Annotated in this window: 25 protein-coding genes, 1 tRNA gene and 1 pseudogene; 9 read left to right on the forward strand and 18 right to left on the reverse strand. The window is 57.6% G+C overall.

Annotated elements, in window-relative coordinates:
* Nucleotides 1–4: 4 nt before the first annotated feature.
* Genes BLM14_RS17280 through BLM14_RS17305 form a run of 6 tightly spaced genes read right to left on the reverse strand, consistent with a single transcriptional unit; the run spans nucleotide 5 to nucleotide 5,401 of the window.
* Nucleotides 5–805 (reverse strand): purine-nucleoside phosphorylase, encoded by an 801-nt coding sequence (locus BLM14_RS17280; protein ID WP_100000522.1) that lies wholly within the window; start codon nucleotides 803–805, stop codon nucleotides 5–7.
* Nucleotides 802–1,206: a cytidine deaminase gene (locus BLM14_RS17285; RefSeq protein ID WP_100000523.1), complete on the reverse strand. Its 405-nt coding sequence runs from the start codon at nucleotides 1,204–1,206 to the stop codon at nucleotides 802–804. The genes BLM14_RS17280 and BLM14_RS17285 overlap by 4 nt, the downstream gene beginning before the upstream one ends.
* 1 nt (nucleotide 1,207) lies before the next feature.
* Nucleotides 1,208–2,179: an ABC transporter permease gene (locus tag BLM14_RS17290; protein WP_100000524.1), complete on the reverse strand. Its 972-nt coding sequence runs from the start codon at nucleotides 2,177–2,179 to the stop codon at nucleotides 1,208–1,210.
* On the reverse strand, nucleotides 2,179–3,324 hold the full coding sequence (locus BLM14_RS17295; protein WP_100000525.1) for an ABC transporter permease: 1,146 nt from the start codon (nucleotides 3,322–3,324) through the stop codon (nucleotides 2,179–2,181). The genes BLM14_RS17290 and BLM14_RS17295 overlap by 1 nt, the downstream gene beginning before the upstream one ends.
* Entirely contained in the window at nucleotides 3,321–3,872 is a 552-nt protein-coding gene (locus BLM14_RS17300; RefSeq protein ID WP_100000526.1) for a cysteine hydrolase family protein, read from the reverse strand. Before BLM14_RS17300 ends, BLM14_RS17295 begins: the two co-directional genes overlap by 4 nt.
* The gene (locus BLM14_RS17305) at nucleotides 3,869–5,401 is read right to left on the reverse strand and encodes an ABC transporter ATP-binding protein (RefSeq protein ID WP_100000527.1); all 1,533 of its coding nucleotides are present in this window, start codon (nucleotides 5,399–5,401) and stop codon (nucleotides 3,869–3,871) included. Before BLM14_RS17305 ends, BLM14_RS17300 begins: the two co-directional genes overlap by 4 nt.
* A 173-nt stretch (nucleotides 5,402–5,574) precedes the next feature.
* Here BLM14_RS17305 and BLM14_RS17310 point away from each other — a divergent pair, with 173 nt between their 5' ends.
* Together BLM14_RS17310 and BLM14_RS17315 are read left to right on the forward strand one after the other, a co-directional pair.
* On the forward strand, nucleotides 5,575–5,787 hold the full coding sequence (locus BLM14_RS17310) for a SlyX family protein (RefSeq protein WP_100000528.1): 213 nt from the start codon (nucleotides 5,575–5,577) through the stop codon (nucleotides 5,785–5,787).
* 16 nt (nucleotides 5,788–5,803) lie between these two features.
* A complete protein-coding gene (locus BLM14_RS17315) occupies nucleotides 5,804–6,277 on the forward strand; it encodes a GNAT family N-acetyltransferase (RefSeq protein ID WP_100000529.1) in 474 nt (157 codons plus the stop codon).
* Here BLM14_RS17315 and BLM14_RS17320 read toward each other — a convergent pair.
* From BLM14_RS17320 to BLM14_RS17335, 4 genes are all read right to left on the reverse strand, one after another.
* On the reverse strand, nucleotides 6,261–6,902 hold the full coding sequence (locus tag BLM14_RS17320; protein WP_100000530.1) for a LysE family translocator: 642 nt from the start codon (nucleotides 6,900–6,902) through the stop codon (nucleotides 6,261–6,263). The two genes, BLM14_RS17315 and BLM14_RS17320, sit on opposite strands and share 17 nt — an antisense overlap.
* A 102-nt stretch (nucleotides 6,903–7,004) precedes the next feature.
* Complete coding sequence (locus tag BLM14_RS17325) at nucleotides 7,005–8,000, reverse strand: BMP family lipoprotein (protein ID WP_100000531.1); 996 nt, start codon at nucleotides 7,998–8,000, stop codon at nucleotides 7,005–7,007.
* A gap of 211 nt (nucleotides 8,001–8,211) precedes the next feature.
* On the reverse strand, nucleotides 8,212–8,874 hold the full coding sequence (gene msrA, locus BLM14_RS17330; protein WP_100000532.1) for a peptide-methionine (S)-S-oxide reductase MsrA: 663 nt from the start codon (nucleotides 8,872–8,874) through the stop codon (nucleotides 8,212–8,214).
* Between the two features lie 38 nt (nucleotides 8,875–8,912).
* Nucleotides 8,913–9,236, reverse strand: coding sequence for a hypothetical protein (locus tag BLM14_RS17335; RefSeq protein ID WP_100000533.1), 324 nt, complete (start codon nucleotides 9,234–9,236; stop codon nucleotides 8,913–8,915).
* Nucleotides 9,237–9,614: 378 nt separating this feature from the next.
* Between BLM14_RS17335 and BLM14_RS17340 the strand changes: the two genes are divergently transcribed.
* Nucleotides 9,615–9,705: transfer RNA gene (locus BLM14_RS17340), tRNA-Ser, on the forward strand.
* A 76-nt stretch (nucleotides 9,706–9,781) separates the two neighbouring features.
* On the opposite strand, the pseudogene BLM14_RS32685 reads toward BLM14_RS17340, so the two are convergent.
* Both BLM14_RS32685 and BLM14_RS17345 read right to left on the reverse strand, forming a co-directional pair.
* Nucleotides 9,782–9,853 (reverse strand): annotated as a pseudogene (locus BLM14_RS32685) (IS6 family transposase); the annotation flags it as partial.
* Nucleotides 9,854–10,064: 211 nt separating this feature from the next.
* Nucleotides 10,065–11,129 carry a GlxA family transcriptional regulator gene (locus BLM14_RS17345; protein WP_100000534.1) on the reverse strand — a complete coding sequence of 355 codons (1,065 nt, stop codon included), beginning with the start codon at nucleotides 11,127–11,129 and terminating at the stop codon, nucleotides 10,065–10,067.
* A gap of 215 nt (nucleotides 11,130–11,344) precedes the next feature.
* Between BLM14_RS17345 and BLM14_RS17350 the strand changes: the two genes are divergently transcribed.
* Nucleotides 11,345–12,418 carry a class I SAM-dependent methyltransferase gene (locus BLM14_RS17350; protein ID WP_100001446.1) on the forward strand — a complete coding sequence of 358 codons (1,074 nt, stop codon included), beginning with the start codon at nucleotides 11,345–11,347 and terminating at the stop codon, nucleotides 12,416–12,418.
* A gap of 634 nt (nucleotides 12,419–13,052) precedes the next feature.
* On the opposite strand, the gene BLM14_RS17355 is transcribed toward BLM14_RS17350, so the two are convergent.
* The 3 genes from BLM14_RS17355 to BLM14_RS17365 form a co-directional block, all read right to left on the reverse strand.
* A complete protein-coding gene (locus BLM14_RS17355; protein WP_204251968.1) occupies nucleotides 13,053–13,520 on the reverse strand; it encodes a MaoC family dehydratase in 468 nt (155 codons plus the stop codon).
* A 166-nt stretch (nucleotides 13,521–13,686) separates the two neighbouring features.
* Nucleotides 13,687–14,466, reverse strand: coding sequence for a sulfite exporter TauE/SafE family protein (locus BLM14_RS17360; protein WP_204251969.1), 780 nt, complete (start codon nucleotides 14,464–14,466; stop codon nucleotides 13,687–13,689).
* The gene (locus BLM14_RS17365; protein ID WP_100000536.1) at nucleotides 14,466–14,690 is read right to left on the reverse strand and encodes a YjiS-like domain-containing protein; all 225 of its coding nucleotides are present in this window, start codon (nucleotides 14,688–14,690) and stop codon (nucleotides 14,466–14,468) included. Before BLM14_RS17365 ends, BLM14_RS17360 begins: the two co-directional genes overlap by 1 nt.
* Nucleotides 14,691–14,870: 180 nt before the next feature.
* Between BLM14_RS17365 and BLM14_RS17370 the strand changes: the two genes are divergently transcribed.
* Nucleotides 14,871–16,214: an aminotransferase-like domain-containing protein gene (locus BLM14_RS17370; protein ID WP_100000537.1), complete on the forward strand. Its 1,344-nt coding sequence runs from the start codon at nucleotides 14,871–14,873 to the stop codon at nucleotides 16,212–16,214.
* 590 nt (nucleotides 16,215–16,804) lie between these two features.
* Here the strand turns inward: BLM14_RS17370 and BLM14_RS17375 are convergent.
* From BLM14_RS17375 to BLM14_RS17385, 3 genes are all read right to left on the reverse strand, one after another.
* On the reverse strand, nucleotides 16,805–17,188 hold the full coding sequence (locus tag BLM14_RS17375; protein WP_100000538.1) for a hypothetical protein: 384 nt from the start codon (nucleotides 17,186–17,188) through the stop codon (nucleotides 16,805–16,807).
* Between the two features lie 89 nt (nucleotides 17,189–17,277).
* Nucleotides 17,278–17,796 (reverse strand): MarR family winged helix-turn-helix transcriptional regulator, encoded by a 519-nt coding sequence (locus tag BLM14_RS32690; protein WP_418314238.1) that lies wholly within the window; start codon nucleotides 17,794–17,796, stop codon nucleotides 17,278–17,280.
* A 28-nt stretch (nucleotides 17,797–17,824) separates the two neighbouring features.
* Nucleotides 17,825–18,472 carry a TetR/AcrR family transcriptional regulator gene (locus BLM14_RS17385; RefSeq protein WP_100000539.1) on the reverse strand — a complete coding sequence of 216 codons (648 nt, stop codon included), beginning with the start codon at nucleotides 18,470–18,472 and terminating at the stop codon, nucleotides 17,825–17,827.
* A gap of 133 nt (nucleotides 18,473–18,605) precedes the next feature.
* Here BLM14_RS17385 and BLM14_RS17390 point away from each other — a divergent pair, with 133 nt between their 5' ends.
* The 4 genes from BLM14_RS17390 to BLM14_RS32695 all read left to right on the forward strand — a co-directional run bounded on the left by BLM14_RS17390 (nucleotide 18,606) and on the right by BLM14_RS32695 (nucleotide 22,389).
* Nucleotides 18,606–19,790, forward strand: coding sequence for an HlyD family secretion protein (locus BLM14_RS17390; protein ID WP_100000540.1), 1,185 nt, complete (start codon nucleotides 18,606–18,608; stop codon nucleotides 19,788–19,790).
* A gap of 24 nt (nucleotides 19,791–19,814) precedes the next feature.
* Entirely contained in the window at nucleotides 19,815–21,398 is a 1,584-nt protein-coding gene (locus tag BLM14_RS17395; protein WP_100000541.1) for a DHA2 family efflux MFS transporter permease subunit, read from the forward strand.
* Between the two features lie 178 nt (nucleotides 21,399–21,576).
* Nucleotides 21,577–21,897, forward strand: a complete 321-nt coding sequence (locus tag BLM14_RS17400; RefSeq protein ID WP_133123937.1) for a tetratricopeptide repeat protein — start codon at nucleotides 21,577–21,579, stop codon at nucleotides 21,895–21,897.
* A 330-nt stretch (nucleotides 21,898–22,227) separates the two neighbouring features.
* Complete coding sequence (locus tag BLM14_RS32695; protein ID WP_418314239.1) at nucleotides 22,228–22,389, forward strand: tetratricopeptide repeat protein; 162 nt, start codon at nucleotides 22,228–22,230, stop codon at nucleotides 22,387–22,389.
* Nucleotides 22,390–22,444: the final 55 nt, after the last annotated feature.

Raw genomic sequence — 22,444 nt, forward strand, 5'->3', positions numbered from 1 at the left:
TCGCTTAGCCGATCTCCCGAACCAGTGCCCGAATGATCTTCTGCAGCCGTGCGCCACCCTTCGGCGCGACATCCTTGGTTTCCTCATGCGAGAGTTCCGCACCTGTCATGCCTGCTCCATAATTTGTGATGACCGAGCAGGCAGCGACACGCAGCCCGAAGAAACGTGCCAGAATGACCTCCGGCACAGTGGACATGCCGACCGCATCAGCGCCAAGCGTGCGTGCCATGCGAATTTCCGCCGGTGTTTCGAAAGACGGGCCGGAAAACCACATGTAGACGCCCATCGCCAGCTTTTCTTGCACCTCGCCGGCCGCGACGGCAAATGCGTCCTTGAGCTTGCTGTCATAGGCTGTCGTCATGCCAACAAAACGCTGGTCAGAGGGCTCGCCGATGAGCGGATTGAGGCCGGAATAGTTGATATGATCTTCGATCAACATCACGCTGCCGGGTGCAAGATCGTGGCGGACTGAACCGGCAGCATTGGTCAGGATCAGCATCTCGATGCCAAGATCGGCAAGCGCAGCGATGACAGGGCGCATGACCGAGGCGTCACCCTTTTCATAATAGTGAGCGCGGCCCGCCAGCACCAGGACCGGCTTGCCGGAAAGATAACCTGCGACGACCTCGCCGGCATGGCCAGAAACGCCGCTATGCGGGAAGCCTGGAAGGTCGGCATAGGGGATGCGGATGGCATTTTCCACGGCATCGACCAATGAACCAAGGCCGGATCCAAGCACCAGTGCAACACGCGGCGCCAGGCCATTGAGCTTTTGGATAATTGCTCCGGTCGCAGGTGCGATCATGCTGCACCTTTGCCGAGTACTTCCGCTTCGAAGCCGTAGGGAAACAGTTCTTTCATGGTGAGCGTTTCGACAATGCCATTGTTGTCGCAAAGATGCAGGCGCGTTTCAGGTCCGGCGAATTCGGCCAGGCGTTGACGGCAACCGCCGCAAGGCGTGCATTTCGCCTTCTTTTCGGCGACAACGGCGATCTCGGTGATCGTACCGCCGCCACCCATGACGAAGTGCGACAGGGCGGTGGTTTCGGCGCACCAGCCTTCCGGATAGGAAATGACCTCGATATTACAGCCGGAATAGATGCGCCCGTCGCTGGTACGAATGGCGGCTCCTACCGGAAACCGCGAATAGGGCGAATGCGTTTTCTGCATGGCGGCAAAGGCCGCGTCGAAGAGGTCCTTGCTCATTCTATCTTTCTTTCACATAGGCTACACCACCCGCCTTGGGCGGGATCGCCTTGCCGATAAAACCGGCGAGCAGCACGATGGTGAGAATATAGGGCAAGGCCTGCATCAATTGCACGGGCACTTCCCCGATCAATGGCAGGGGATGCCCCTGCATGCGGATTGCGACCGCATCGAGAAAGCCGAAGAGCAGGCAAGCGAACATCGCCTGAACCGGGCGCCATTTGGCGAAGATCAATGCTGCGAGCGCGATATAGCCCTTGCCCGCGGTCATGTCCTTGACGAAACCTGCACCCTGGGCTGTCGCCAGATAGGCGCCGGCAATGCCGCAAAGTACGCCGCAGCAGATGACCGCGCGGTAGCGCAGCCAGGGTACGGACACGCCGGCCGTGTCCACGGCAGCCGGGTTTTCCCCGACGGCACGCAGACGCAGACCGAAGCGCGTACGGTAGAGTACCCACCAGGTGAACGGAACGAGCAGGAATGCGAGATAGACCGGGATCGAATGACCGGAGATCAGTTCGTAATAGATCTGGCCGATGACGGGCACATCCTTCAGTGCTTCCGCGCCCGGAAGGTTGATCGGGTTGAAACGCGCTTCGTTGGGAAGCGAGGGTGTTCGTCCGCCCTGCTGAAACCATGCCTGGCCAAGGATGACGGTGGTGCCGGCGGCGATGAAGTTGATCGCAACGCCCGAGACGATCTGGTTGCCACGATGGGTGATGGAGGCAAAGCCATGAACGAGGCCAAGCGCGACGGAGACGAGAACGGCGGCAAGCAGGCCGATATAGGCTGAACCGAACCAGGTGGCGGCCGCACCAGCGGCAAAAGCGCCGGCAAGCATCTTGCCTTCAAGGCCGATGTCGAAAATGCCGGCGCGTTCGGAATAGAGCCCCGCCAGGCACGCCAGAAGCAAGGGAGCGGAGAGCCGGATCGTCGAATCGAACAGCTGGAGGATGGTGGTGAGCGAATCCATTACTGGCCTCCTCCCGTTGCGACAGCGGGCGCGGTCTCGCGTTTCGCCCGGCCGATCCGCTGGAAAATGCGTTGAAGCGACGGACGGAACATGTGTTCGAGCGCACCGGCAAAAAGAATGACCAGCCCTTGAATAATGACAATCATGTCACGCGATATGTTTGGCATGTCGAAGGCGATCTCGGCGCCGCCCTGATAGAGCATGCCGAAGAGGATGGCAGCAAGGACGATGCCTGCCGGATGCGACCGGCCCATCAGTGCAACGGCAATGCCGACAAAACCAGCACCCGCAACGAAATCCAGCTGCATGCGGTGCTGGGCGCCCATGATCGGATTGAGCGCCATCATGCCTGCGAGTGCACCCGAAATCATCATTGTAATGATGATGATACGCAGCTCGCTGATGCCGGCATAGCGCGCGGCCTTGGGACTGAAGCCCATGGTGCGTATTTCATAGCCGAGCTTGGTGCGCCAGATCAGCACCCACACCAGAAATGCTGCCAGCAGAGCAAGCAGGAAACTGATGTTGAGCGGAGCCGAACGCATATTGAGCCCGACAAGATTGAGCAGCCAGCCAAGACCTGGCAACTGACCGCCTTCAGCGAAAACACGGGTCTCCGGCGCCTGGCTCCCCATCGGCTTCAACACACCCACAAGCAGATAGACCATGATGCTTGCTGCGATGAAATTGAACATGATGGTGGTGATGACCACATGCGATCCGCGCTTGGCCTGTAGCCATGCCGGAATCAGCGCCCACAGGGCACCGACCAGTGCCGAGGCCAGGATTGCCAAAGGAAACGTCAACCACCAGGGCAGAAAGCCGCCAAGGCCGAGGCCGATGAGCGAAACACCGAGACCGCCGATATAGGCCTGGCCTTCGCCGCCAATATTGAACAGGCCACAATGGAAGGCGACCGCGACGCAGAGTCCGGTGAAGATGAAATTCGTCGCGTAATAAAGCGTGTAGCCGACACCATCGCCCGAACCAAAAGCGCCCTTGACCATCAAAACCGCCGCATCGATGGGGCTTTCACCAACCAGAAGGACCACGAGGCCGGCGACGAAAAAAGCGACAATCAGATTGATCAGCGGCAGGAGGCCATAGTCGGCCCAGGCAGGCAATTTGGCAAAGGGCTGGCTCATGGCAAGGTCTCGATGATCGCGTCGGAGGTTGAGATACGGGCATATTCGCCATCAAGGATGGAAAGGGCCAAAGCGTGGACATCTTCAGCTGCCCAGTGCTTGCCGCAATGATCCTTGCGGTCGATGCTCGCGACGGCATCTTCGGGCACGGTGACCTCGAATCCCAGGTTAGCTGCCATACGAACCGTGGCGTCGACGGAGTTTTCGAGCAGCACGCCCGTGATGACGAGACTGTGCACCTGCAATTCGTCCAAAACATCCATAAGGTCAGTACCGATGAAGGCACTGTTGGTGCGCTTGTCGACGACCGGCTCACCCAATTGCGGCGCTACCTCCGGCTTGAACTCATTGCCTTCCGTGCCGGGCCTGTAAGGCGATGTCGGGTCGGTGGAATCGTGGCGGATGTGGATGACCGGCAAGCGGCGCTCGCGCCAGGCGGCAAGCAGCCGGGCGATGGCGGCTTCGGTTTCCGGCTGACCGCGCCGGCCCCATTTCGGATCATCGATGGCGTTTTGCACATCGATGACGACCAGTGCCTGCGTCGTCATTCCGCCGCCTCCTGCTGTTCAACACCTGCCATAAGCAGGCCAAGCTCGCTTTCGCTGGCGTCAGAATCGCGTTCACCGACAATACGCCCGGCGAACATCACCAGAATGCGGTCGGAGAGCGAGCGGATTTCGTCGAGCTCCACCGAGACGAGGAGGACCGCCTTGCCCGCATCGCGCATTTCGATGATGCGCTTGTGGATGAACTCGATCGCGCCCACATCAACACCGCGGGTCGGCTGACCGATGATGAGAACGCCCGGGTCGCGCTCCATTTCGCGCGCGAGGACGATCTTCTGCTGATTGCCGCCAGAGAAATTAGCAGTCTTCAGGCGGGGGTCACCCGGACGGATGTCATATTTCTCGATCTTCTTGCGCGCATCGGCCTGGATGGCGTCGAGATCGAGAAACGGTCCATTGAGATAGAGCGGATCGTCATGATAGCCGAGGATGGAGTTCTCATATTCCTCGAAAGCCAGAACCAGGCCCATGTGATGACGGTCTTCCGGCACATGGGCAAGGCCGCGATCGCGCAGCTCGCCCGGATCCGCGGCTCCCGTAATATCGATGACCTGCCCGTCGAGAAGCACGCGGCCAGAGACAGCCGTGCGGATACCGGCGATGGTTTCGATCAGCTGTGATTGACCATTGCCCGCCACACCGGCAATACCGACAATCTCGCCGCCACGGACCGTGAAGGATGCGTCGTCCACCATCACCACACCGCGGCTGTCGCGGACTGTGAGGTTCTCGACGGAAAGCTTGATTTCCCCCGGCTTGGCCTCGCCCTTTTGCACCCGCAGGAGCACACGGCGACCGACCATCAGCTCGGCAAGCTCTTCCACCGTGGTTTCCTCGGTCTTGCGCGTCGCAACGACAGCGCCCTGCCGCATGACGGAAACATTGTCCGTCACCGCCATGATCTCGCGCAGCTTGTGCGTGATGAGGACGATCGTTTTTCCCTGATCCTTCAACTGTTCAAGGATACGGAAAAGATGGTCCGCCTCCGGCGGGGTCAGCACGCCTGTCGGTTCGTCAAGCACCAGTATTTCCGCGCCGCGGTAGAGTGCCTTCAGGATTTCCACGCGCTGCTGCAGCCCGACGGGGAGTTCCTCGATCATCGCATCCGGATCCACATCGAGCTGATATTCCCTCTCAAGCCGTTTCAGCTCGGCTCGGGCCTTGGCAATGCCGTTCTTCAGCAGCGGGGCACCCTCGACGCCCAGCATGACATTTTCCAGCACTGTGAAGTTTTCCACCAGCATGAAGTGCTGATGCACCATGCCAATGCCAAGTGCGATAGCGGCATTGGGATCGGTAATCTTAGCGGTCGATCCATTGATGCGAATTTCGCCGCTATCAGCTTGATAGAAGCCGTAGAGGATGGACATCAGCGTGGATTTGCCGGCGCCATTCTCACCAATAATACCGTGGATCGTGCCCTTTTCGACACGCAGATGAATGTCGCGATTGGCATGGACTGCACCAAAACGCTTATCAATTCCAATAAGTTCAATCGCCGGTTCGGCCATGTCCCCATCCGCTGTTGTTCAGCTTTTATCGTCTTTTCGAATTTTGACCCTAACACGGGATTTTTTTCTTTCCAGTCAAGAAACGCAAGATTCAATAGTCATCAAGTCGCTCGAACTTGAACCGCGACGAAACCCGGATTAGAGAAAGGGGTACAGGGTAAGGAAGACGAGCAATGACAGCCGATAACACGGACCGTTTGACCCGCCTCGAGATTTTGGTGACCGAGCAGGAAAAGACCATTGAGGAACTTTCCGGCCAGGTAACCGAGCAGTGGAAGGTCATCGAAGGCATGCGCCGCAAGCTCGATGCTCTAACCGACCGGTTTCTCGTCCTTGAAGAGCAGACCGCGCCCGATATTCCCGTAACCAAGCCGCCGCATTATTAGAGCGGAGTACATTCAAATGATGATCCGGGTTGAACCGCTGGAAAATCATCCGGAGCTCGTGCCGCTCTGCGCGCGCTGGAATTTCGAAGAATGGGGCCAATCCGCCGGTCGCACGATGGAAGAGACCGTCGAAGGGTTTCTCGGGTTTCTGGATCCGTCAAGCGGGCAGAAGGCATTTGTCGGCTTCGCATCGGGATTGCCCGTGGGCGTCGCGCTTCTGATCGACAATGACCTTGAAAGCCATGCGCATTTGAAGCCATGGCTGGCCAGCCTCTATGTGATGCCCGAGATGCGGGGTCAGGGTGTCGGAAAAGCATTGATCGGCGCCACTGAAAATTCGGCGCGCAATTTGGGTCATACACAGCTTTATCTCTACACGAGCGAGCCCGACTATTATCGGCCTCTCGGCTGGCAGGATTTCGAAACACTCACCGGCGACGATGCCGGTCTTGTCATTCTGGCGCGAAGTTTGATCAGGCTCTCGTCTTGAAAGCTTCGACCATCAGCTTCAGTCCTAACGCACCCATGACTGCACCAGCGCCGCGATCGATCCACAGCTTCAAACGGACATAGATCAGCCGGGCGCGCGAGCCTGAGAATACGAAGGCAACGACCGCGTACCAGCCGGCTTCCACACAAAAAAGCATAGGCGGCAAGGCAAAGAGGAGCCATAGCGGTGGCGCTGGAGGCATAAGAGCGGCAAAAATACTGGCGTAGACGATCGATGTCTTCGGGTTGCTGAGTTGCGTGCTCAAGCCGAGCAAAAATGCGCGGGAGATCGATAGTCCTCCCGTGGGGGCGTTTGTGTCCGCCAAGGCCAAAGGCTCGGATGCACCCCGCCAAATGCGGATGGCAATATAAACCAGATAGGCCCCACCAAGCAGCTTCAGCATGAGATAAAGCCATTCGAACTGCATCAACAGAGCTGTCAGGCCAAGTACCGCCAGCGCCGCGAACAACGCGCCGCCAACCCCCATGCCCAAAGCCGAAGCAAGGCCATGCGTTCGCGATGACGCGATAGAAATCCGGGATACAAGAACGAAACTTGGACCGGGACTGATCGCGCCGATGGTGATGGCAGCAAGAATACTGAGAAGAACGGCAAACGCAGTCATGGGCATTCTCCTTGAGCTTCGATCGACACTTTTGCTGCAGGCTGAAAGACAAAGCCGCCGGATGAATTAGCCGGCGGCCTTGAGGCGTTGAAGAATCAGCGCTTATTTGTACGGGCAGGCATTGTCCGTATTGTAGTTGTGGACCTTGACCTTGCCGGAAATGATGTCGGCCTTGGCAGCCTCGACCGCTTTCTTGACGTCATCGGTCATCAGCTTGGCGTTGTTGTCGTCAACGGCATAGTCAACGCCGGCTTCCTTGACACCGAGAACATTGACGCCGGCGGTGAACTTGCCGTCTGCTCCGTCCTTGAAGGCATTATAGGTCGCAACGTCAACGCGCTTGAGCATGGAGGTCAAAACCTTGCCTGGATGCAGGCCGTTCTGGTTGGAATCGACGCCAATGCTAAGCTTGCCGGCGTCGGCAGTTGCCTGCAGAACGCCGATGCCGGTGCCGCCAGCAGCAGCGAAGACGACGTCCGAACCCTGGTCCATCTGCGACTTGGCGATTTCGCCGCCCTTTGCCGGATCGTTCCAGGCAGCCGGCGTGTCACCGGTCATGTTTTGGATCACCTTGGCCTCCGGATTCGTGGCCTTGACGCCGCCAACATAGCCGCAGGCGAAATTACGGATAAGCGGGACATCCATGCCGCCGATGAAGCTGACGGTTCCGGTTTTGGACGATTTGGCAGCGATCACGCCAACCAGATAGGAACCTTCATTATCGTTGAAGACGACCGAACGCACATTCGGCTTTTCCACGACGGCGTCGATGATGACGAATTTGGTATCCGGGAACTCCCCAGCAACCTTTTCGATCGCGGCAGCTGCAGAGAAACCGGCGATCACGATCGGTGAATTGCCGTCGGATGCGAACTTGCGCAACGCCTGTTCGCGCTGCGCCTCGTTCTGGATTTCGAATTCGCGATATTTGACGCCGGAATCGGCCGTGTATTTCTCCGCACCGTTAAACGCGGCTTCATTGAAGGATTTGTCGAATTTTCCGCCAAGATCGTAAATAACGGCTGGCTTGTCATCCGCAGCAAAGGCCGAGACGGACAGTGCTGTGGCAGCCAGGAGTCCAAGAACAATACGCTTCATTTGATACCAACCCTCTGGATTTTGTTGAGCAGGATCAACTTTCTGTTGAGCCTTAAAATCGTTGCGGCCACGTCAGACGGCAGCCGCCCCGAAAGCAATCTTGCATGCCAGCGGGCAAATTTCACGCGAAATTTTGCCTTATGGTCAAATATTGCCCGGAGTATCATTCGATCGCGAAAGCGGTGCTCTGAAATCCAGTCAGGTCAGTCTGTTAGATCGCCTTTGCCTGCGGAATGGGACAGGAAACGCCGGTGCCACGCAAGCTGCAATAGCCGGCCGGATTCTTGGCGAGATATTGCTGATGATAGTCCTCGGCATAATAGAATTCCGGCACCTCCAGAATCTCCGTGGTGATCTTGCCACGGCCAGCAACGCTGAGCGCCTTCTGGTAGTCATTGCGGCTTGTTTCTGCAGCCGCGTGTTGCTCCGGTGTAAACGTATAGATGCCCGAGCGATAGGTCGTGCCGATATCATTGCCCTGCCGCATGCCCTGCGTCGGGTCATGCTCTTCCCAGAACAACGTCAATAGCTCGTCATAGGAAATGACATCCGGATCGAACACCACCAGCACAACTTCATTGTGCCCGGTCAGTCCAGTACATGTTTCCTGGTAGGTGGGGTTTGGCGTGATGCCGCCGGCGTAGCCTGCGGCGGTGACATACACGCCGGGCACTTGCCAGAACAGCCGCTCGACGCCCCAGAAGCAGCCCATGCCGAACATGGCGGTCTGGAGATTGTCGGGCCATGGGCCCTTCAGCGCGTGTCCATTGACGAAATGTGTTTCGGCGGTGGCAACGGGAGTAGCTCGCCCCGGTAGAGCTTGAGCAGCCTCGGGCATTTTGGTTTTCTTGTTGAACATGTCGATGATGAACATCGAGGTACCTCCATCGAAAGGGGCGGTTCCATAATGCTTCAACGGGCTGCGAAACGCCCTACCCTGTTCTGGCGCCTGTAACCCAGGGCATAGAGCACAAAGGCGAGCAGGGCAAAAACAACAAAGGTCGGCGTTTCCAGCACCCAGAGCATCATTGGGTCCCACAGGATGGGATAAATATGGGTTTTGATGCTGGCTTCGGCAAGGGCGAGCGATGACGCGGAAACGGACTGCCAGCTATCCTGCAGCGATGTCATGATCAAGTGCGATGCGCCGACCGAGCGAGCGGCATCAAGAACGGCGGCAATGATCGCCAGACTGAGGGCAATGTAGGCAAGAAGCCTGAAAAGCGATCGGATCACATCTATCTCCAAAAATAAGTCGCCAAATACGTGAGGTCTCTTCGGCCAAAGGGAACGTCATTGTAGCGCCCGACACCAGCAGAATGAATTCAATTCTACCTGTATTTTGATAGCAGAAGGTGAAATGTGCGAGAAATTTCTTAGCAATTTCAGCGGAGAATCGATGAAATCGCAGCAAAGCGCGATTATGTTGAAATAGGAGTTGAACAAGCGACTGTTCTGACTATAGTGCGCGCCGCACGGGGTCGCTGTCGGCTAACCATCGACAAGCGTTGCGTGCATATCCAGACTGAGTGACCGATGGTTGACGGTGCTCTCGAAGCCGGATCTTTCCGGCTGAGAAAAATTAACCCGCCTGGCCCATGCCGGACGTATTGCGGAGAGGTGGCCGAGTGGTTGAAGGCGCACGCCTGGAAAGTGTGTTTACGTCAAAAGCGTAACGCGGGTTCGAATCCCGCTCTCTCCGCCATTAATTATAATTTATCATTATATCTCAATATGTTATCAACTCATCAATTGCAGAACCACCTTAGTACCCACCACATTAAGCCTTGTGCGTAGTACCAGCGTACGCAGAGCAGGATCACAGATTGGTCGAACTGGCGGCCCTTGAACATCGAAACTCTCTGAAAATAATCGACAGTTCCCTTGCCATGCTGCCAGTAACCAAAACGTTGCAACAGATCTGCCAGCGATGGCCTTTGCCTCGAACATGTTCGTCTCCTCGATACTGCAGTCTAACCGTCGCAATATCATGCTCTGCTATCATAACTATTCCTTTGAAAATGCCGATAAGGCCACATTTTGATTGGTGCTGCCCTGAACCATTTAGCCGTCGAGTGGCGCCGTCTGGAGGCGCGGCCGGGCGTAATCGGGAATTTTGAAGCGCCGGCGGTAGGCCCCCGGCGCCAGGCCGGTCACTCGCTTGAAGAGGCGGCGGAAAAAAGCGGATTCCTCATAGCCGATCTGCCAGCTGATCTCATCGACCGAAGCCTCCGTCCGCTCGAGGCGGCGCTTGGCGTCCTCGATTCTCAGGCGCTGCACATAGGCGAGCGGGCTCAGCCCGGTCGCCGTTGTGAACCGGCGCTTGAAGGTGCGCTCGGTGAGCCCGGTGCGTCGGATCATCTCTTCCAGAGGATTCGCCACCGGAAAATGCGCGGCGATCCATTCCTGGGCGGCCTGGACCGCGAGGTCGCCATGATCGTTGCGCCCCTCGAACACGATGTAGGGCGCGAGCCCGTCCTGATGCCACTGCAGAGCGAAGAACCGGGCTACGGCCTGTGCCTCGGTAGCCCCAGCATGGCGGCCTATCAGGTACAACACCAGATCGTGCCATGTCATGGAGGCACCGGAACTGACCAGATCCTCGCGCTTGCCAGAAATGACCAGGACGCGCTCCGGATGGATCGGCACCGCCGGAAAGGCGGCCGCGAAGGCGCGGGCGTAGCCATAGTGTACTGTCGCATCCATGCCGTCGAAGAGCCCTGTCTCGGCGAGCAGGAAAATGCCCGAGCAAGCTGAGCAGAGAAGAGCGCCTCGGCGATGCATCGCACGCAGCCAATTCACCAGTTCCGGATGTCGGCCCTTTTTCCAGCCCTCCGGCCCCAGCAAGATCGAAGGGACGATGATGATGTCGGTTGCATCTAGTGCGACGACGCTGCGTTGGACCATAACAGGTACGTGACTGGCGAGTTCCAGCGAGCCAGGTCGGAGCCCCACGATCTCGACCCGAAAGGGCGGCGCATGGAACCTGGCGTTGCCTGACGGAGGCATCATCGCGAAGGCGTTCATCACGTCGAAGATGCCGCTCAGCGTCGACATCACTGCCTCGGGAATAGCGACGAGGCTCACATGCAGTGGCTCCGATCTCATCGAGGCGGTGTGAGGCGGCATTCCGTATCCCCTGGACGCAAGAACGACAGAATAACACCGAGATAGCGATCGTGCCACTATTCCGGGGATCAGTAGTATTCACCTGTGTTGCAATGCCATCTGGCATGAACGACCCGATTCTGGCCAGTCCCGCTCTGCCACTCTGTCAACGTAACTGCGATCCTCTGCCAAGCCTCAGGTCCTCTGGGTGCTTAACAGGAGACATGGACATGGACATGGACAGTATCCAACCCGGTGCAATCGACCCCGCTAAACTCGATGCGTTCCTCACGCGCGCAGTCGGCGATCTGTCGGCCGGATACGGCGGCGTGATGGTGAGCATTGGCAACCGGCTCGGCCTCTACAAGGCGATGGCGGGGACCGGCCCGCTCAGCTCGCGGGAGCTGGCCGGCCGCGCCGGCTGCGCTGAACGCTACGTGCGCGAATGGCTTGGCTCACAGGTCGCCGGCGGCTACGTTGTATATCACGCTATCAGCGACACCTATGAGCTGACGCCGGAGCAGGCCTTTGTCCTTGCCAACGAGGACAGCCCTGTCTTCATTCCCAACGCTTGGGCCGTCCCTGCATCGATGTGGTTCGACGAGGACAAGGCGGTGGAGGCTTTCCGGACCGGCAAAGGTGTCCCTTGGGGAGATCATAACGGGCGGCTCTATTGCGGGGTCGCAGCCTTCTACCGCAATGCCTATCGCGGCAGCCTGGTTTCGGAATGGCTGCCGGCCCTCGACGGTGTGGTCGATAAGCTTCGGGCCGGCGCTCTCGTGGCCGATGTTGGCTGCGGCTACGGTCATTCGACTGTGCTTATGGCACAAGGCTTCCCGGTGTCACATTTCTGCGGCTTCGACACGCATCCGGAATCGGTGGCCGAGGCTCGACAGATCGCTGCTGAGGCAGGCGTTGCCCAAGCAACCTTCGCTACAGCTCGGGCGGATGAATATCCGGGAACCGGCTACGACCTGATCTGCTTCTTCGATTGCTTGCACGACATGGGCGACCCGCTCGCCGCAGCGGCACACGCGGCCAAGGCCCTAGCACCCGGCGGCACCGTGATGCTTGTGGAGCCTTTCGCCAACGATCGGGCCGAAGACAACGTCTCACCCGTGGCCAGGCTCTATTACGCCGCGTCGACCACGCTCTGCTGCGCCCACGCGATCTCTGAGGGTGGCCGCATGGTGCTTGGTGCGCAGGCAGGCGAAGCCCGCCTCGCCGAAGTATTCCGCAAAGCGGGCTTCACACACTTTCGGCGTGCTGCCGAGACGCCCTTCAACCTCATTCTCGAAGCTCGGGCCTAATCTCCCGGATCAGCGGTTCTTGCAAGGGGACGTCATGGCGATCGGATTTCTATGGCAGAGGGCGTTTGCGCAAGCTCGCCCTGGCCTCCTCCTCGCTCCGGTCCTGCCCGCGCGCGGATCACCAGAAAACGCCATGCGTCACCCATTTTGCGTTTTTAACGATGCTCTCACGAGCGTTTTGCGAACGACGAACCTGCCCGTGGGAAAAAGCCGACATCGCAGGGCAACGCCAATGATGATGCAACCATAGACTCTAAACGCGAAACAGTTCCAAGCGATCGTGACTCAATTTCAATGGGCGTGAACCCCATCAATTCCGAGAATGCTTCAAACATCACTTTTCTGGACTGAGTGGACTTAAAGGGGGCTAATTCGAACCACGCAGATCGCCTATTCGCGGAACTCAAGAGGTGGACGCGTTTCTTAGATAACAGATCACGCACTTTTGCCGCCTGCGTAGTTTGCAGATGTGATGCAATCTAGCGCCAACCTATGTCTCTGCCTGTGAAATGAACGCTGCCGTTCGATAGCCTCTCATTGGTCGGCCTCTGCACGATTAGCGAGACTTCGCCGCAAGCATTCCCACCTTTATTGCTAAATCCCATCTTTGGCAAAGTCGGCATGCCTGCAACGATCAGCCTGTAGCTCTACGTGGAACAACAAGTTTGGCCGTGAGCGTCTGGACGATTTCGCCACGCTGATTGATGGTCCGGCTAACGATGACCGCGATACCGCGATCCGGCTTTGATCGGGACGGCGTGACTTCGATGACCTCGCTTTCCACGTGCAGCGTATCGCCTGGGCGTGTCGGTGCCGGCCAGTTTATTTCTCCTCCTGCCCCAATGATCCCGCCGGCCAGCGGCAGGCCGCCCTCCACATTCAGCCGCATGGTGATAGCGGCTGTGTGCCATCCGCTTGCTGCCAAACCTTTGAAGAGCGTACTCTTGGCTGCCTCCTCGTCCGTATGAAACAATTGTGGATCGAATTGCGCGGCGAACGTCCTGATCTGTGTTTTATCGATCGTGTGAGTGGCGCTGACAAAGCGCTGCCCCACATGGAGATCGTCCAAATGGAGACGATCTGCCTGGATTTGATCACTCATGGTTCATCTCCTCCGTGTATTTAATGAGTGCTAGGACCACTGCCGGCAAGTTACGCCTTTCTAGTGGGCTATTGCCGCAAGCCAGCGGCCATAATAATTACGGCAAATGTATCACTTGCTCTTAACATTTGCCTGACCAACTCCTGCCCGGATCGTGCCACTGCGCTCAAACTAGAAATCCGGAAACGCCATCCCACAAGAGTTTCAACGCTGTCAAAACTAACAATCCGTAGCAGGTGCGATAGATCTGACGCTGGTCCAGCCTTCCGTTAAGCCGCCACCCAAGCCAGACGCCGCTGGGGATGGCCAAGAGACAAATCGCCATCAATGCCCAGACACCGGCGGTCGGCTTCACCAGCAACAGCCACGGCACCGCCTTGGTGGCGTTGCCTACGGTGAAAAACATACTCGTTGTTCCCGCGTAGATTTCCTTGCTGAGGCCAAGGGGCAACAGATACATCGCAAGCGGCGGCCCGCCCGAATGCGCCACCATCGTGGTCACTCCTGAGGTAAGACCCGCAGCGATCGCCTTCGGCGTCGAACGCGGACGGGTCGTCACCTGTCCGCCCCTCAGAAACCAGAGGCCTACAAAGATCAGGGTGATCACGGCCATCACGATCGCGATGGCCCGGTGGTCGAGGAAGCGGAAAAGCCCATAGCCGAACCCGATGCCGACCATGAGTCCCGGCACGAGCAGCACAAGGTCCGGCCTCGACCACGTCGAGGGCCTCCAGTAGCGCAGCGCGAACAGATCCATCGCGATGAACAGGGGTGCGAGCAGACCGCCCGCGGTAACCGGATCCATTACAATCGACAACAGGGGAATTCCGACGATAGCGAATCCGCCACCGAACGCTCCTCTCATGAAGCTGATCAGGAATACACCGGCAAACGCGACCAAGATCGTGGCAGCGGTCAGCTCCGGTGCAACCGGGGTGGCCATCATCACCTCCTCGCCCGGTTGGGGTTGTTCACGAAGCCATAAGCAGCCGCTTCGATTTGAGAGCGCACGATGCCCAAATCCCGGAGTGCTTTGTCGTCGAGTTCGCGCAGGCTTGTAATGGCAGCGCGACGGACGCAATAGCGAGCGATCCGCTGCCAACAAGCGTTGAATGTCCGAAGAAATGCGCCGTGCGCCGGCCTCACGATGGTTGAAAGGGTTGCAGACATTTTGACCTCCAGATGTTGCTCTGCGGTAATGCGACTCCGCCGGCACCAGCGCTTGCTGAGCGCCGCCGCGTGTTCATTGACCACAGACCTTGGCAATTCCCGGTGCAATCCGGTTTGACGTAGCCATTATGTTCCGATAGAGTACTCGGTGCAATTAAAACATTGTACTCGGAGCAATAAATGTCGAAGTCCGAATATTTAAATCTTGCTGACATTATTGCCGAAGAAGTCGCTGACGGCACGCTCAGGCCGGGCGACCGCCTGCCTCCACAGCGCAGCTTTGCCTATGAGCGCAAGATCGCCGTCTCGACGGCGAGCCGCGTCTACGCCGAGCTGTTGCGCCGTGGCCTTGCCGTCGGCGAAGTCGGCAGGGGCACCTTCATCTCCGGCGATGCCAGGCGCGGCGCGGCGGCACTATCTGAGCCGCGCGCCATCCGGATCGACCTTGAGTTCAACTACCCGATGCTTCCCAACCAGACCGCGCTTATCGCAAAAAGCCTGAATGGCCTCGAAAAACCTGCCGCGCTTGATACTGCGTTGAGACAGGCGACCAGCGTCGGAACACCGGCTAGCCGAAGCATTGCGGCCGCATACCTGTCGCAGGGCACTTGGTCCCCCGCCCCTGAACAACTCGTATTCACCGGCAACGGGCGACAGAGCATTGCCGCAGCTCTCGCTACAGTCGTTCCTACGGGCGGCCGTTGCGGGGTGGAGGCTCTGACATACCCCTTCATCAAGGGTATCGCCGCCCGGTTGGGTATTGCGCTCGTGCCAATGGCGATGGACGAAGACGGTGTACGGCCAGACTCGGTAGAAAAGGCGCACCGTGAGGCCCATCTCTCGGCCATCTACATTCAGCCGGCGATCCAGAATCCGTTGGGCATGACGATGCCTGCGGCGCGCCGGGCCGATCTGCTGCGTGTTGTCGAAAGGCTCAGGCTTCCGATCATCGAGGACAATGTCTACGGTTTCCTCGATGATGAGCCGCCGCTTGCCGCACTCGCGCCGGACGCCTGCATTTTCATCGACAGTCTCTCCAAGAAGGTCGCTCCGGGTCTAACGCTCGGCTTTATCGTGTCTCCGCATCGATTGCGGGAAAGCGTGATCGCTTCGGTCCGTTCCGGCGGGTGGACCGCATCAGGATTTGCGTTTGCGGCCGCGGAACGGATGATGAGCGGCGGGACGATTGCCGAGCTGGCTGGACTGAAACGTCTAGACGCACGCGCGCGTCAGAAACTGGCGGTTGACCGCCTTTCGGGCTTCGAAATACAGACCAATGGAAAATGCTATCATCTGTGGCTGACGTTGCCAGCACACTGGCGCTCCCAGGCTTTCGTCGCTGCCGCAGCGAGACGCGACATTGCATTGACGCCGTCGACGACATTCGCCGTCACGCCCGGTCATGCGCCGAATGCCGTCAGGTTGGCGTTGGCTGCGCCGACAATGGATCAGCTCGACAGCGGCCTGCACACACTCGTCGCCCTGCTGCACGGCAGGGAGGACGACTTCGATTCAACGGAATAATCGAAGTGTCGATGACGGCCAACTAGGATGTGAAAAGTTGGATAAAAGGTTGAAAACTTTCTGAGGGATTTCGGACCAATGCCGCATTGGGATGCGCGGCAGGCTCCGAGCTCTCCAGATCAGTCGGACTTAGGGCCTCGTAAATTTCCTGCGGATAAGCGCGAAAGAGAGGATCGTGCATACGGGCTGACTATTTTGCGCTGGTTCGCCTCGACTGCATTGAGTAAGTGAAGCGACCGTGTGGACCCTTCCCAGCATTGTCGAGTGCTACCAGTAAGTTGCACGTTGCATACATATTTTTGTTGATAGCATCATCATAGTCAGATGTTATGGACACTTGATCGGAAATGATTGATGCAATCAATAAACGAGCTCCGCCGCTTTAAATTTGTTCTATGTTTTAAAATTCGGGCTGCTGGCTGAGCGCTATTCAAAAGAGCGGTCATACGATCGCTATGCATAAAGTCGCCTCATAAATTACGGCGGCGGGGACAACAACCGCTACCCAACTTGCGTCGGTCTTGCGCATGGACAAGGCGCAGATCCTCGGCGCTGATTGGGGGATAGCGCCGAGGTCCGGATTTGTCGAATTAGTTCAACAAGTCGGAGTTTGGCTCGACTTCGATCCGGTCCGCAACGCGGCGGATGAGCAGCTCCGGCTGCCGCTCGCCTATGGTTACCGGAATCGAAATCGATTGGGACTGGCCCGGCTGCAGCACCGCAGAAAATCTTACAACGGCGTGATTGCCTGACTCCGAGGTTTCCGCACTTTTTGTATCGACAGTCGTCACGACGTGCCAACCATCTGCCTGGCTGACCCAATAGGTTATGGCCGACGCATTGGGTCCGAGCGCGGTCACAACGCCCTGCCCTTCTTTTACACTTGGAAGCTGTTCACTGGCGTGAACCGGTGACGTAGTAGCAATCATGCCATAGAAGATGACACTACCTGCAGTTTTCAGAAATCTAATCATGGCTATGTTCCTTACGTTCTGTTTGTGATTGACATTTTAATGTGTATATACACATTAATCGGCGCTCGGCTTTGCTCTGCCAAGAAAGCTTACGTTCCGCGCGTCAACTCTAGAAAATCATGCCGCCATTGGGCGGCTCGTTCAGATCCGACCTGGGCCTCAAATTCCTGTTGAGCCTTTTGCCACAACGGCAAGGCTTCCTGGACCTTGTTCTGCCCTTGTAAGGTCAGCGACAATACAAGTTTTCTCGTATCCTGCGATACCCGCTCCGCCTTCAGCCAGCCATCTCTTTCCATCGGCTTGATGGCGCGCACAAGTGAAGTCCGCTCCATGACTAATGCGTCGGCAAGCTCACTCATCGTCATTCCCGACGTCTCGCTGAGCAACACCAGTATCGAGAACTGCGTGCTCGTAACGTGAGCTGTCCCGAGGTGTCGCTCATAGAGCCTGGTGATGTAGCGTGCCGCCTGCCTCGTAGCGAAGCTGTTGCACGCGACCATGGATGACGACTTGATCATTTCGCCAACATATATGTGTGTATGCACTTTGTCAAGAGGAGTGCCTGCTATTTTGTTTGGACAATCCGTCTTCATCGTGTTTCCTGGCATAACAGAGCTCTGATCCAAGGATCAGCTGCTAGACTGCACATCCCTTCAGGAATAGTTTCGCGCACATTTTCGCGCGTGCCCGGATTTCCTCACTCTGGGGCGCTGGCATCTGGCGCAACATGGCCGCGCGTTGCGGCTCCATGACCATCATTCCGCGCAGCATGCCGCTGGCAGCGTGCGGATCGTCAAGCGCAAGACGTCCATGCTCGACTTGTTCGCGAAGCCAGGCCTCCATCACTGCATTCGTTTTGACGATTGCCCGTTCATAGAAAGATGCCGCGAGTTCCGGAAACCGATCGGATTCGCCGATGACGAGACGAATGATATCAATCGTGTCGTCCGAGAGTGTCAGCATGCCATAGGCGGTCAGCATGCGTTCGAGACCTGCTCTCATATCTTCGTTCGTAGGGGCGTCCGGATTGATCGCCAGGAAGAAGCGGCCAATGCGATCGGAAATCATGCAGGCAAACAGGTCTGCCTTGGTGGGAAACAGCCGGTACAGGGTTTTGGTCGAAACGCCGGCGTTTTGCGCAATCCCGCTCATACTTGCCGCCGCGTAGCCGCATTCGTGAAACTGTCCGTTGGCAGCTTCGATGATGAGACTTTTCGTATCATCGTCGCAACGAACTTGCGGTCGGCCCCGCGGGCGTTTCTCAATTTTGTGATTTACGACCATAATCATTTTCCAAAATGTTATTGACAACGCATTTATACGGCGTATTTTGGAAAACGTCAAGTTTCTTAAATGGAGTTTTCATTAACCAAAGGCCGCAGCCCATGTGACGGCGACCGGAAATTCGGAGACCACAATGAGCAAGCTGCAAGCCTTCAACAACAACGTAGCTCAACCTGTCGAAGTTGTCCCAACCGCCGATGCGGGCAAACCCGCTCATGTTCCAGAAGCTTTCTATTCGCCCGCTGCGAGCGAAAAGCCGGTCCGCAAGCGCGGGCGCCGTTTATTGCTCGGGACAGCCGTGATCGTGCTGATCGCGGCTGGCGCCTATTACGGCCACGATTACTGGACGGTGGGCCGTTTCCACGTGGAGACAGACGACGCCTATGTAAAGGCTGACAACAGTTCGGTTGCGCCAAAAATCTCGGGTTATATCGCCGAAGTCCTCGTCAAGGACAACGAAGCCGTGAAGGCAGGGCAGCCCCTCGCCCGCATCGACGATCGGGATTTCAAGACGGCGCTCGAGCAGGCGAAGGGCGATGTCGCGGCCGCCGAGACAACGATCGAAGCAAAGCAAGCCTCCCTTGCAATCCAGGATTCCATTATCGCAGCAGCGCGCGCCACAATTGATGTCGACCAGGCCAATGCGATCTTTGCCGAACAGAATAACAAGCGGTACGCAACGCTTGCCACGAGCGGCTATGGCAACATCCAGAATGCCCAGCAGGCCGCTTCGCAAATAGCCGCCGCGAAGGCCACCGTCGTTCGCGATAGCGCTGCGCTAGACGCTGCGATGAAGCAGGTCGATCTTCTAAAAGCAGAGCTCGCACAGGCAAAAGCGGCCCTGGAGCATGATCTCGCCGTTCAGCACCAGGCCGAACTGAACCTGTCCTACGCAACAATTATAGCGCCCGTCGACGGCGTCGTCGGCAACCGCACGCTACGCGTCGGCCAGTACGTTCAGGCAGGGACGCAGCTGATGACGGTCGTGCCAACCGCTTCGGTTTACGTTATCGCCAATTATAAAGAAACGCAGCTCACCGACGTGCATGCCGGCCAGCCGGTCGATATCGACGTCGATATGTTTCCAGATCGGGTCTATCACGGCCACGTCGATAGCCTTGCTCCCGCGAGCGGCCAGGAATTTGCGCTGCTGCCGCCCGACAACGCCACCGGCAATTTCACTAAGGTCGTCCAGCGCATTCCCGTGAAGATCGTCCTCGATTCCGACAGCGCTGCTGGCGGCGACCTGCGGCCTGGCATGTCCGTTCAACCGAGCATCGACACCAAGGCGGACGCTATCCAGCGCCAGAGCCATTAAGGGCCGCGAGAGGAGCATCGTGTCATGTCTGCCATCACTTTTAACGCTGCGTCGGTCCCACAACCGGGCGCAGGCACTAAGGAATGGGTTGCTGTTCTCGCCGGCATGATCGGCGCGTTCATGGCGATCCTCAACATCCAGATCACCAATGCTTCGCTGCTCGATATCGAGGGCGGTATCGGCACAGGCCTCGACAACGGTGCCTGGATTTCCACGTCCTATCTGATCGGTGAAATCGTTGTCATTCCGCTCACCGCCTATTTCAGCAACGTGTTTTCGTTTCGCCGCTACATCCTTGTGAACACGATCCTGTTCCCGCTGTTCTCCATAGCCTGTGCCTTCGCGCATGATCTTGGTTCAATGATTGTCATGCGCGGCCTGCAAGGCTTTGCCGGTGGTGTACTGATTCCGATGGCCTTCACCATGGTGTTGACGAAGCTGCCAAAATCGCAACAGCCGGTCGGCCTCGCCCTCTTCGCCCTCTCGGTCACCTTCGCTCCGGCTATTGGCCCGACGATCGGCGGCTATCTGACCGAGAACTACGGATGGCAGACCATCTTCTTTATCAACGCGCTACCAAGCGCTGTCATGGCCATCGCGCTGGCCGCAACGCTGGACAAGACGCCGATGCAACTCCATCTGCTGAAAGAAGGTGACTGGGCCGGCATGTTCACCATGGCGGTGGGTCTCTCGGCGCTTCAAACCGTGCTTGAAGAAGGCAATAAAGAAGACTGGTTCTCGTCGCCCTTCATCCTGAAGCTCAGCGCCGTAGCCGTCGCGTTCCTCGCAACCTTCATCTGGATAGAGCTGACAGTCGAAAAGCCCCTGGTTAAGCTCAGCCTGTTGAAGCAGCGCAATTTCGCCATTGGTGTGGTGGTGAACGTCCTCGTCGGTGTCGCGCTGTTCGGTACGGTCTATATCCTGCCGCAATACCTTGGGCAGGTGCAGCGCTACAATGCCGAGCAGATTGGAAATGTGCTTGCCTGGACCGGGCTGCCGCAGTTGCTTCTTATCCCGCTTGTTCCGATGCTGATGAAGCGTTTCGACGCGCGTTACATTGGCTTCCTGGGGATTAGCGTCTTCGCTGCCAGTTGTTTCATGAACGTCATGCTTTCGCCCGACAACGCAGGCGACCAGTTCTGGATTCCGAACATCGTTCGTGCAATCGGCCAAGCCCTCGTTCTGACACCGATCACGGCAATTACCACGGCCGGGATCGCCGCGGCAGATGCCGCTGCCGCATCGGGTTTGACGAACATGCTGCGCAATCTCGGCGGTGCCGTTGGAACGGCAACGCTTGGAACAGTACTGACCAAGCGTGAACAGTTCCACTCCAACATTATCGGTCAATCCGTCACCCTGGGGCGGGATGAAGTTCACCAACGCCTCGACCAGTTGACCGGCTATTTCGTGGCCCATGGCGTGTCCGATCACGCCCTCGCCGCCCAGCAAGCCGTGGTCGCCCTTGGCCGGCTCGTCAAGCGCCAGGCACTGATCCTCGGCTTCGGCGACACCTTTGCGGTAATCGGTGTCCTTCTCGCAATTGCGGCTATCGCCCTGTTGTTCGCCGAAAAGCCGAAAGCAGCGGGAGGTGCCGATGCCCATTAATGTTGACCCGAGAGGCGCTGCAATGTTTGGGACAAGAAGGACTAATTTTCAGGAGAAGCCCAGTCAGGCGTCCATGTGGATACCGGTCAGCTCCTACGCTCAGTCGAATGTATATACGACATTTGAGAGCACAGGCTTGCTCTAATTGGGCTTCAAATTCAACTTGATGGAGATTGTGATGACTAAGAACTCGCATGATACCGCACTGATCACTGGCGCTTCCTCTGGTATCGGCGAAATGGCGGTCAGGCTCGATCCTAGCGATCCAGAAGCGCACGCCGTCATGGGCACGAGCTTGGGGGTTAAGGGCGACTTCGTCCGGGCGAAGGCGGAGTTCGACACGGCTCTCCGTCTGGCCCCGGGCCGCAGCGGAAATCCTGATCTTCTATACTGCTGGGCGTCGACGTTTGGCGAGCCCGAGCGTGGTGCTGAACTGGTGGATCAAGTGATGCAGCTCGATCCACATTTCCCGAAGTGGGCCTCGGGCCAGTTCTCCTAGGCTTATTTCATGGCCGGCCGCTATGAGGAGAGTTTGCGTATGCTCGACCGTCAGACGATTGCCAATTACACCCACAGCAGATGGGTCCTGAGGGCCGGCGCATTGGCAGCACTTGGCAGGATTTGATGAGGCGAAATCCTGGGTTCAACAGGCTTTGCAGGCATTTCCCGATCTGAATGCCGAACTTTTCGCGACTGACCCCAGCTTCAACGAGGCCGAGCAGAAGCGCCTCGTTGAGACGATGCGCCTTGCGGGCTTTCCACTTTGTCTTAACGAAAAACAACTCGCCAAACTAAAGAATCCGAGACGCCTGCCGGAATGCCAACAGCGATGATTGTGCCCGAATACGCCGAGGCACATAATAATTTAGCGGTCATTCTACATGAGAGCGGGGAGTTGGCTGCCGCCGAAGAGCACTATCTGACGGCACTTCGCCTGCGACCCTCTGATCCGGAAACGAATTACAACCTAGCTTTGCTGGCGCAGGGCTAAGGGCGACGACAAATCCGCCGATCGGTATTTTCGCCGAACCGAAGAGTTGGCCACC

The sequence above is a fragment of the Phyllobacterium zundukense genome (assembly GCF_002764115.1).
Lineage (GTDB): Bacteria > Pseudomonadota > Alphaproteobacteria > Rhizobiales > Rhizobiaceae > Phyllobacterium > Phyllobacterium zundukense.

What these genes read in the sequence shown, in the direction of transcription:
- BLM14_RS17280 (WP_100000522.1), bottom strand. Translation starts at nt 805, where the DNA reads ATGATCGCACCTGCGACCGGAGCAATTATCCAAAAGCTCAATGGCCTG.
- BLM14_RS17285 (WP_100000523.1), bottom strand. Translation starts at nt 1,206, where the DNA reads ATGAGCAAGGACCTCTTCGACGCGGCCTTTGCCGCCATGCAGAAAACG.
- BLM14_RS17290 (WP_100000524.1), bottom strand. Translation starts at nt 2,179, where the DNA reads ATGGATTCGCTCACCACCATCCTCCAGCTGTTCGATTCGACGATCCGG.
- BLM14_RS17295 (WP_100000525.1), bottom strand. Translation starts at nt 3,324, where the DNA reads ATGAGCCAGCCCTTTGCCAAATTGCCTGCCTGGGCCGACTATGGCCTC.
- BLM14_RS17300 (WP_100000526.1), bottom strand. Translation starts at nt 3,872, where the DNA reads ATGACGACGCAGGCACTGGTCGTCATCGATGTGCAAAACGCCATCGAT.
- BLM14_RS17305 (WP_100000527.1), bottom strand. Translation starts at nt 5,401, where the DNA reads ATGGCCGAACCGGCGATTGAACTTATTGGAATTGATAAGCGTTTTGGT.
- BLM14_RS17310 (WP_100000528.1), top strand. Translation starts at nt 5,575, where the DNA reads ATGACAGCCGATAACACGGACCGTTTGACCCGCCTCGAGATTTTGGTG.
- BLM14_RS17315 (WP_100000529.1), top strand. Translation starts at nt 5,804, where the DNA reads ATGATGATCCGGGTTGAACCGCTGGAAAATCATCCGGAGCTCGTGCCG.
- BLM14_RS17320 (WP_100000530.1), bottom strand. Translation starts at nt 6,902, where the DNA reads ATGACTGCGTTTGCCGTTCTTCTCAGTATTCTTGCTGCCATCACCATC.
- BLM14_RS17325 (WP_100000531.1), bottom strand. Translation starts at nt 8,000, where the DNA reads ATGAAGCGTATTGTTCTTGGACTCCTGGCTGCCACAGCACTGTCCGTC.
- msrA (WP_100000532.1), bottom strand. Translation starts at nt 8,874, where the DNA reads ATGTTCATCATCGACATGTTCAACAAGAAAACCAAAATGCCCGAGGCT.
- BLM14_RS17345 (WP_100000534.1), bottom strand. Translation starts at nt 11,129, where the DNA reads ATGCCGCCTCACACCGCCTCGATGAGATCGGAGCCACTGCATGTGAGC.
- BLM14_RS17350 (WP_100001446.1), top strand. Translation starts at nt 11,345, where the DNA reads ATGGACAGTATCCAACCCGGTGCAATCGACCCCGCTAAACTCGATGCG.
- BLM14_RS17355 (WP_204251968.1), bottom strand. Translation starts at nt 13,520, where the DNA reads ATGAGTGATCAAATCCAGGCAGATCGTCTCCATTTGGACGATCTCCAT.
- BLM14_RS17360 (WP_204251969.1), bottom strand. Translation starts at nt 14,466, where the DNA reads ATGATGGCCACCCCGGTTGCACCGGAGCTGACCGCTGCCACGATCTTG.
- BLM14_RS17365 (WP_100000536.1), bottom strand. Translation starts at nt 14,690, where the DNA reads ATGTCTGCAACCCTTTCAACCATCGTGAGGCCGGCGCACGGCGCATTT.
- BLM14_RS17370 (WP_100000537.1), top strand. Translation starts at nt 14,871, where the DNA reads ATGTCGAAGTCCGAATATTTAAATCTTGCTGACATTATTGCCGAAGAA.
- BLM14_RS17375 (WP_100000538.1), bottom strand. Translation starts at nt 17,188, where the DNA reads ATGATTAGATTTCTGAAAACTGCAGGTAGTGTCATCTTCTATGGCATG.
- BLM14_RS32690 (WP_418314238.1), bottom strand. Translation starts at nt 17,796, where the DNA reads ATGCCAGGAAACACGATGAAGACGGATTGTCCAAACAAAATAGCAGGC.
- BLM14_RS17385 (WP_100000539.1), bottom strand. Translation starts at nt 18,472, where the DNA reads ATGGTCGTAAATCACAAAATTGAGAAACGCCCGCGGGGCCGACCGCAA.
- BLM14_RS17390 (WP_100000540.1), top strand. Translation starts at nt 18,606, where the DNA reads ATGAGCAAGCTGCAAGCCTTCAACAACAACGTAGCTCAACCTGTCGAA.
- BLM14_RS17395 (WP_100000541.1), top strand. Translation starts at nt 19,815, where the DNA reads ATGTCTGCCATCACTTTTAACGCTGCGTCGGTCCCACAACCGGGCGCA.
- BLM14_RS17400 (WP_133123937.1), top strand. Translation starts at nt 21,577, where the DNA reads ATGACTAAGAACTCGCATGATACCGCACTGATCACTGGCGCTTCCTCT.
- BLM14_RS32695 (WP_418314239.1), top strand. Translation starts at nt 22,228, where the DNA reads ATGATTGTGCCCGAATACGCCGAGGCACATAATAATTTAGCGGTCATT.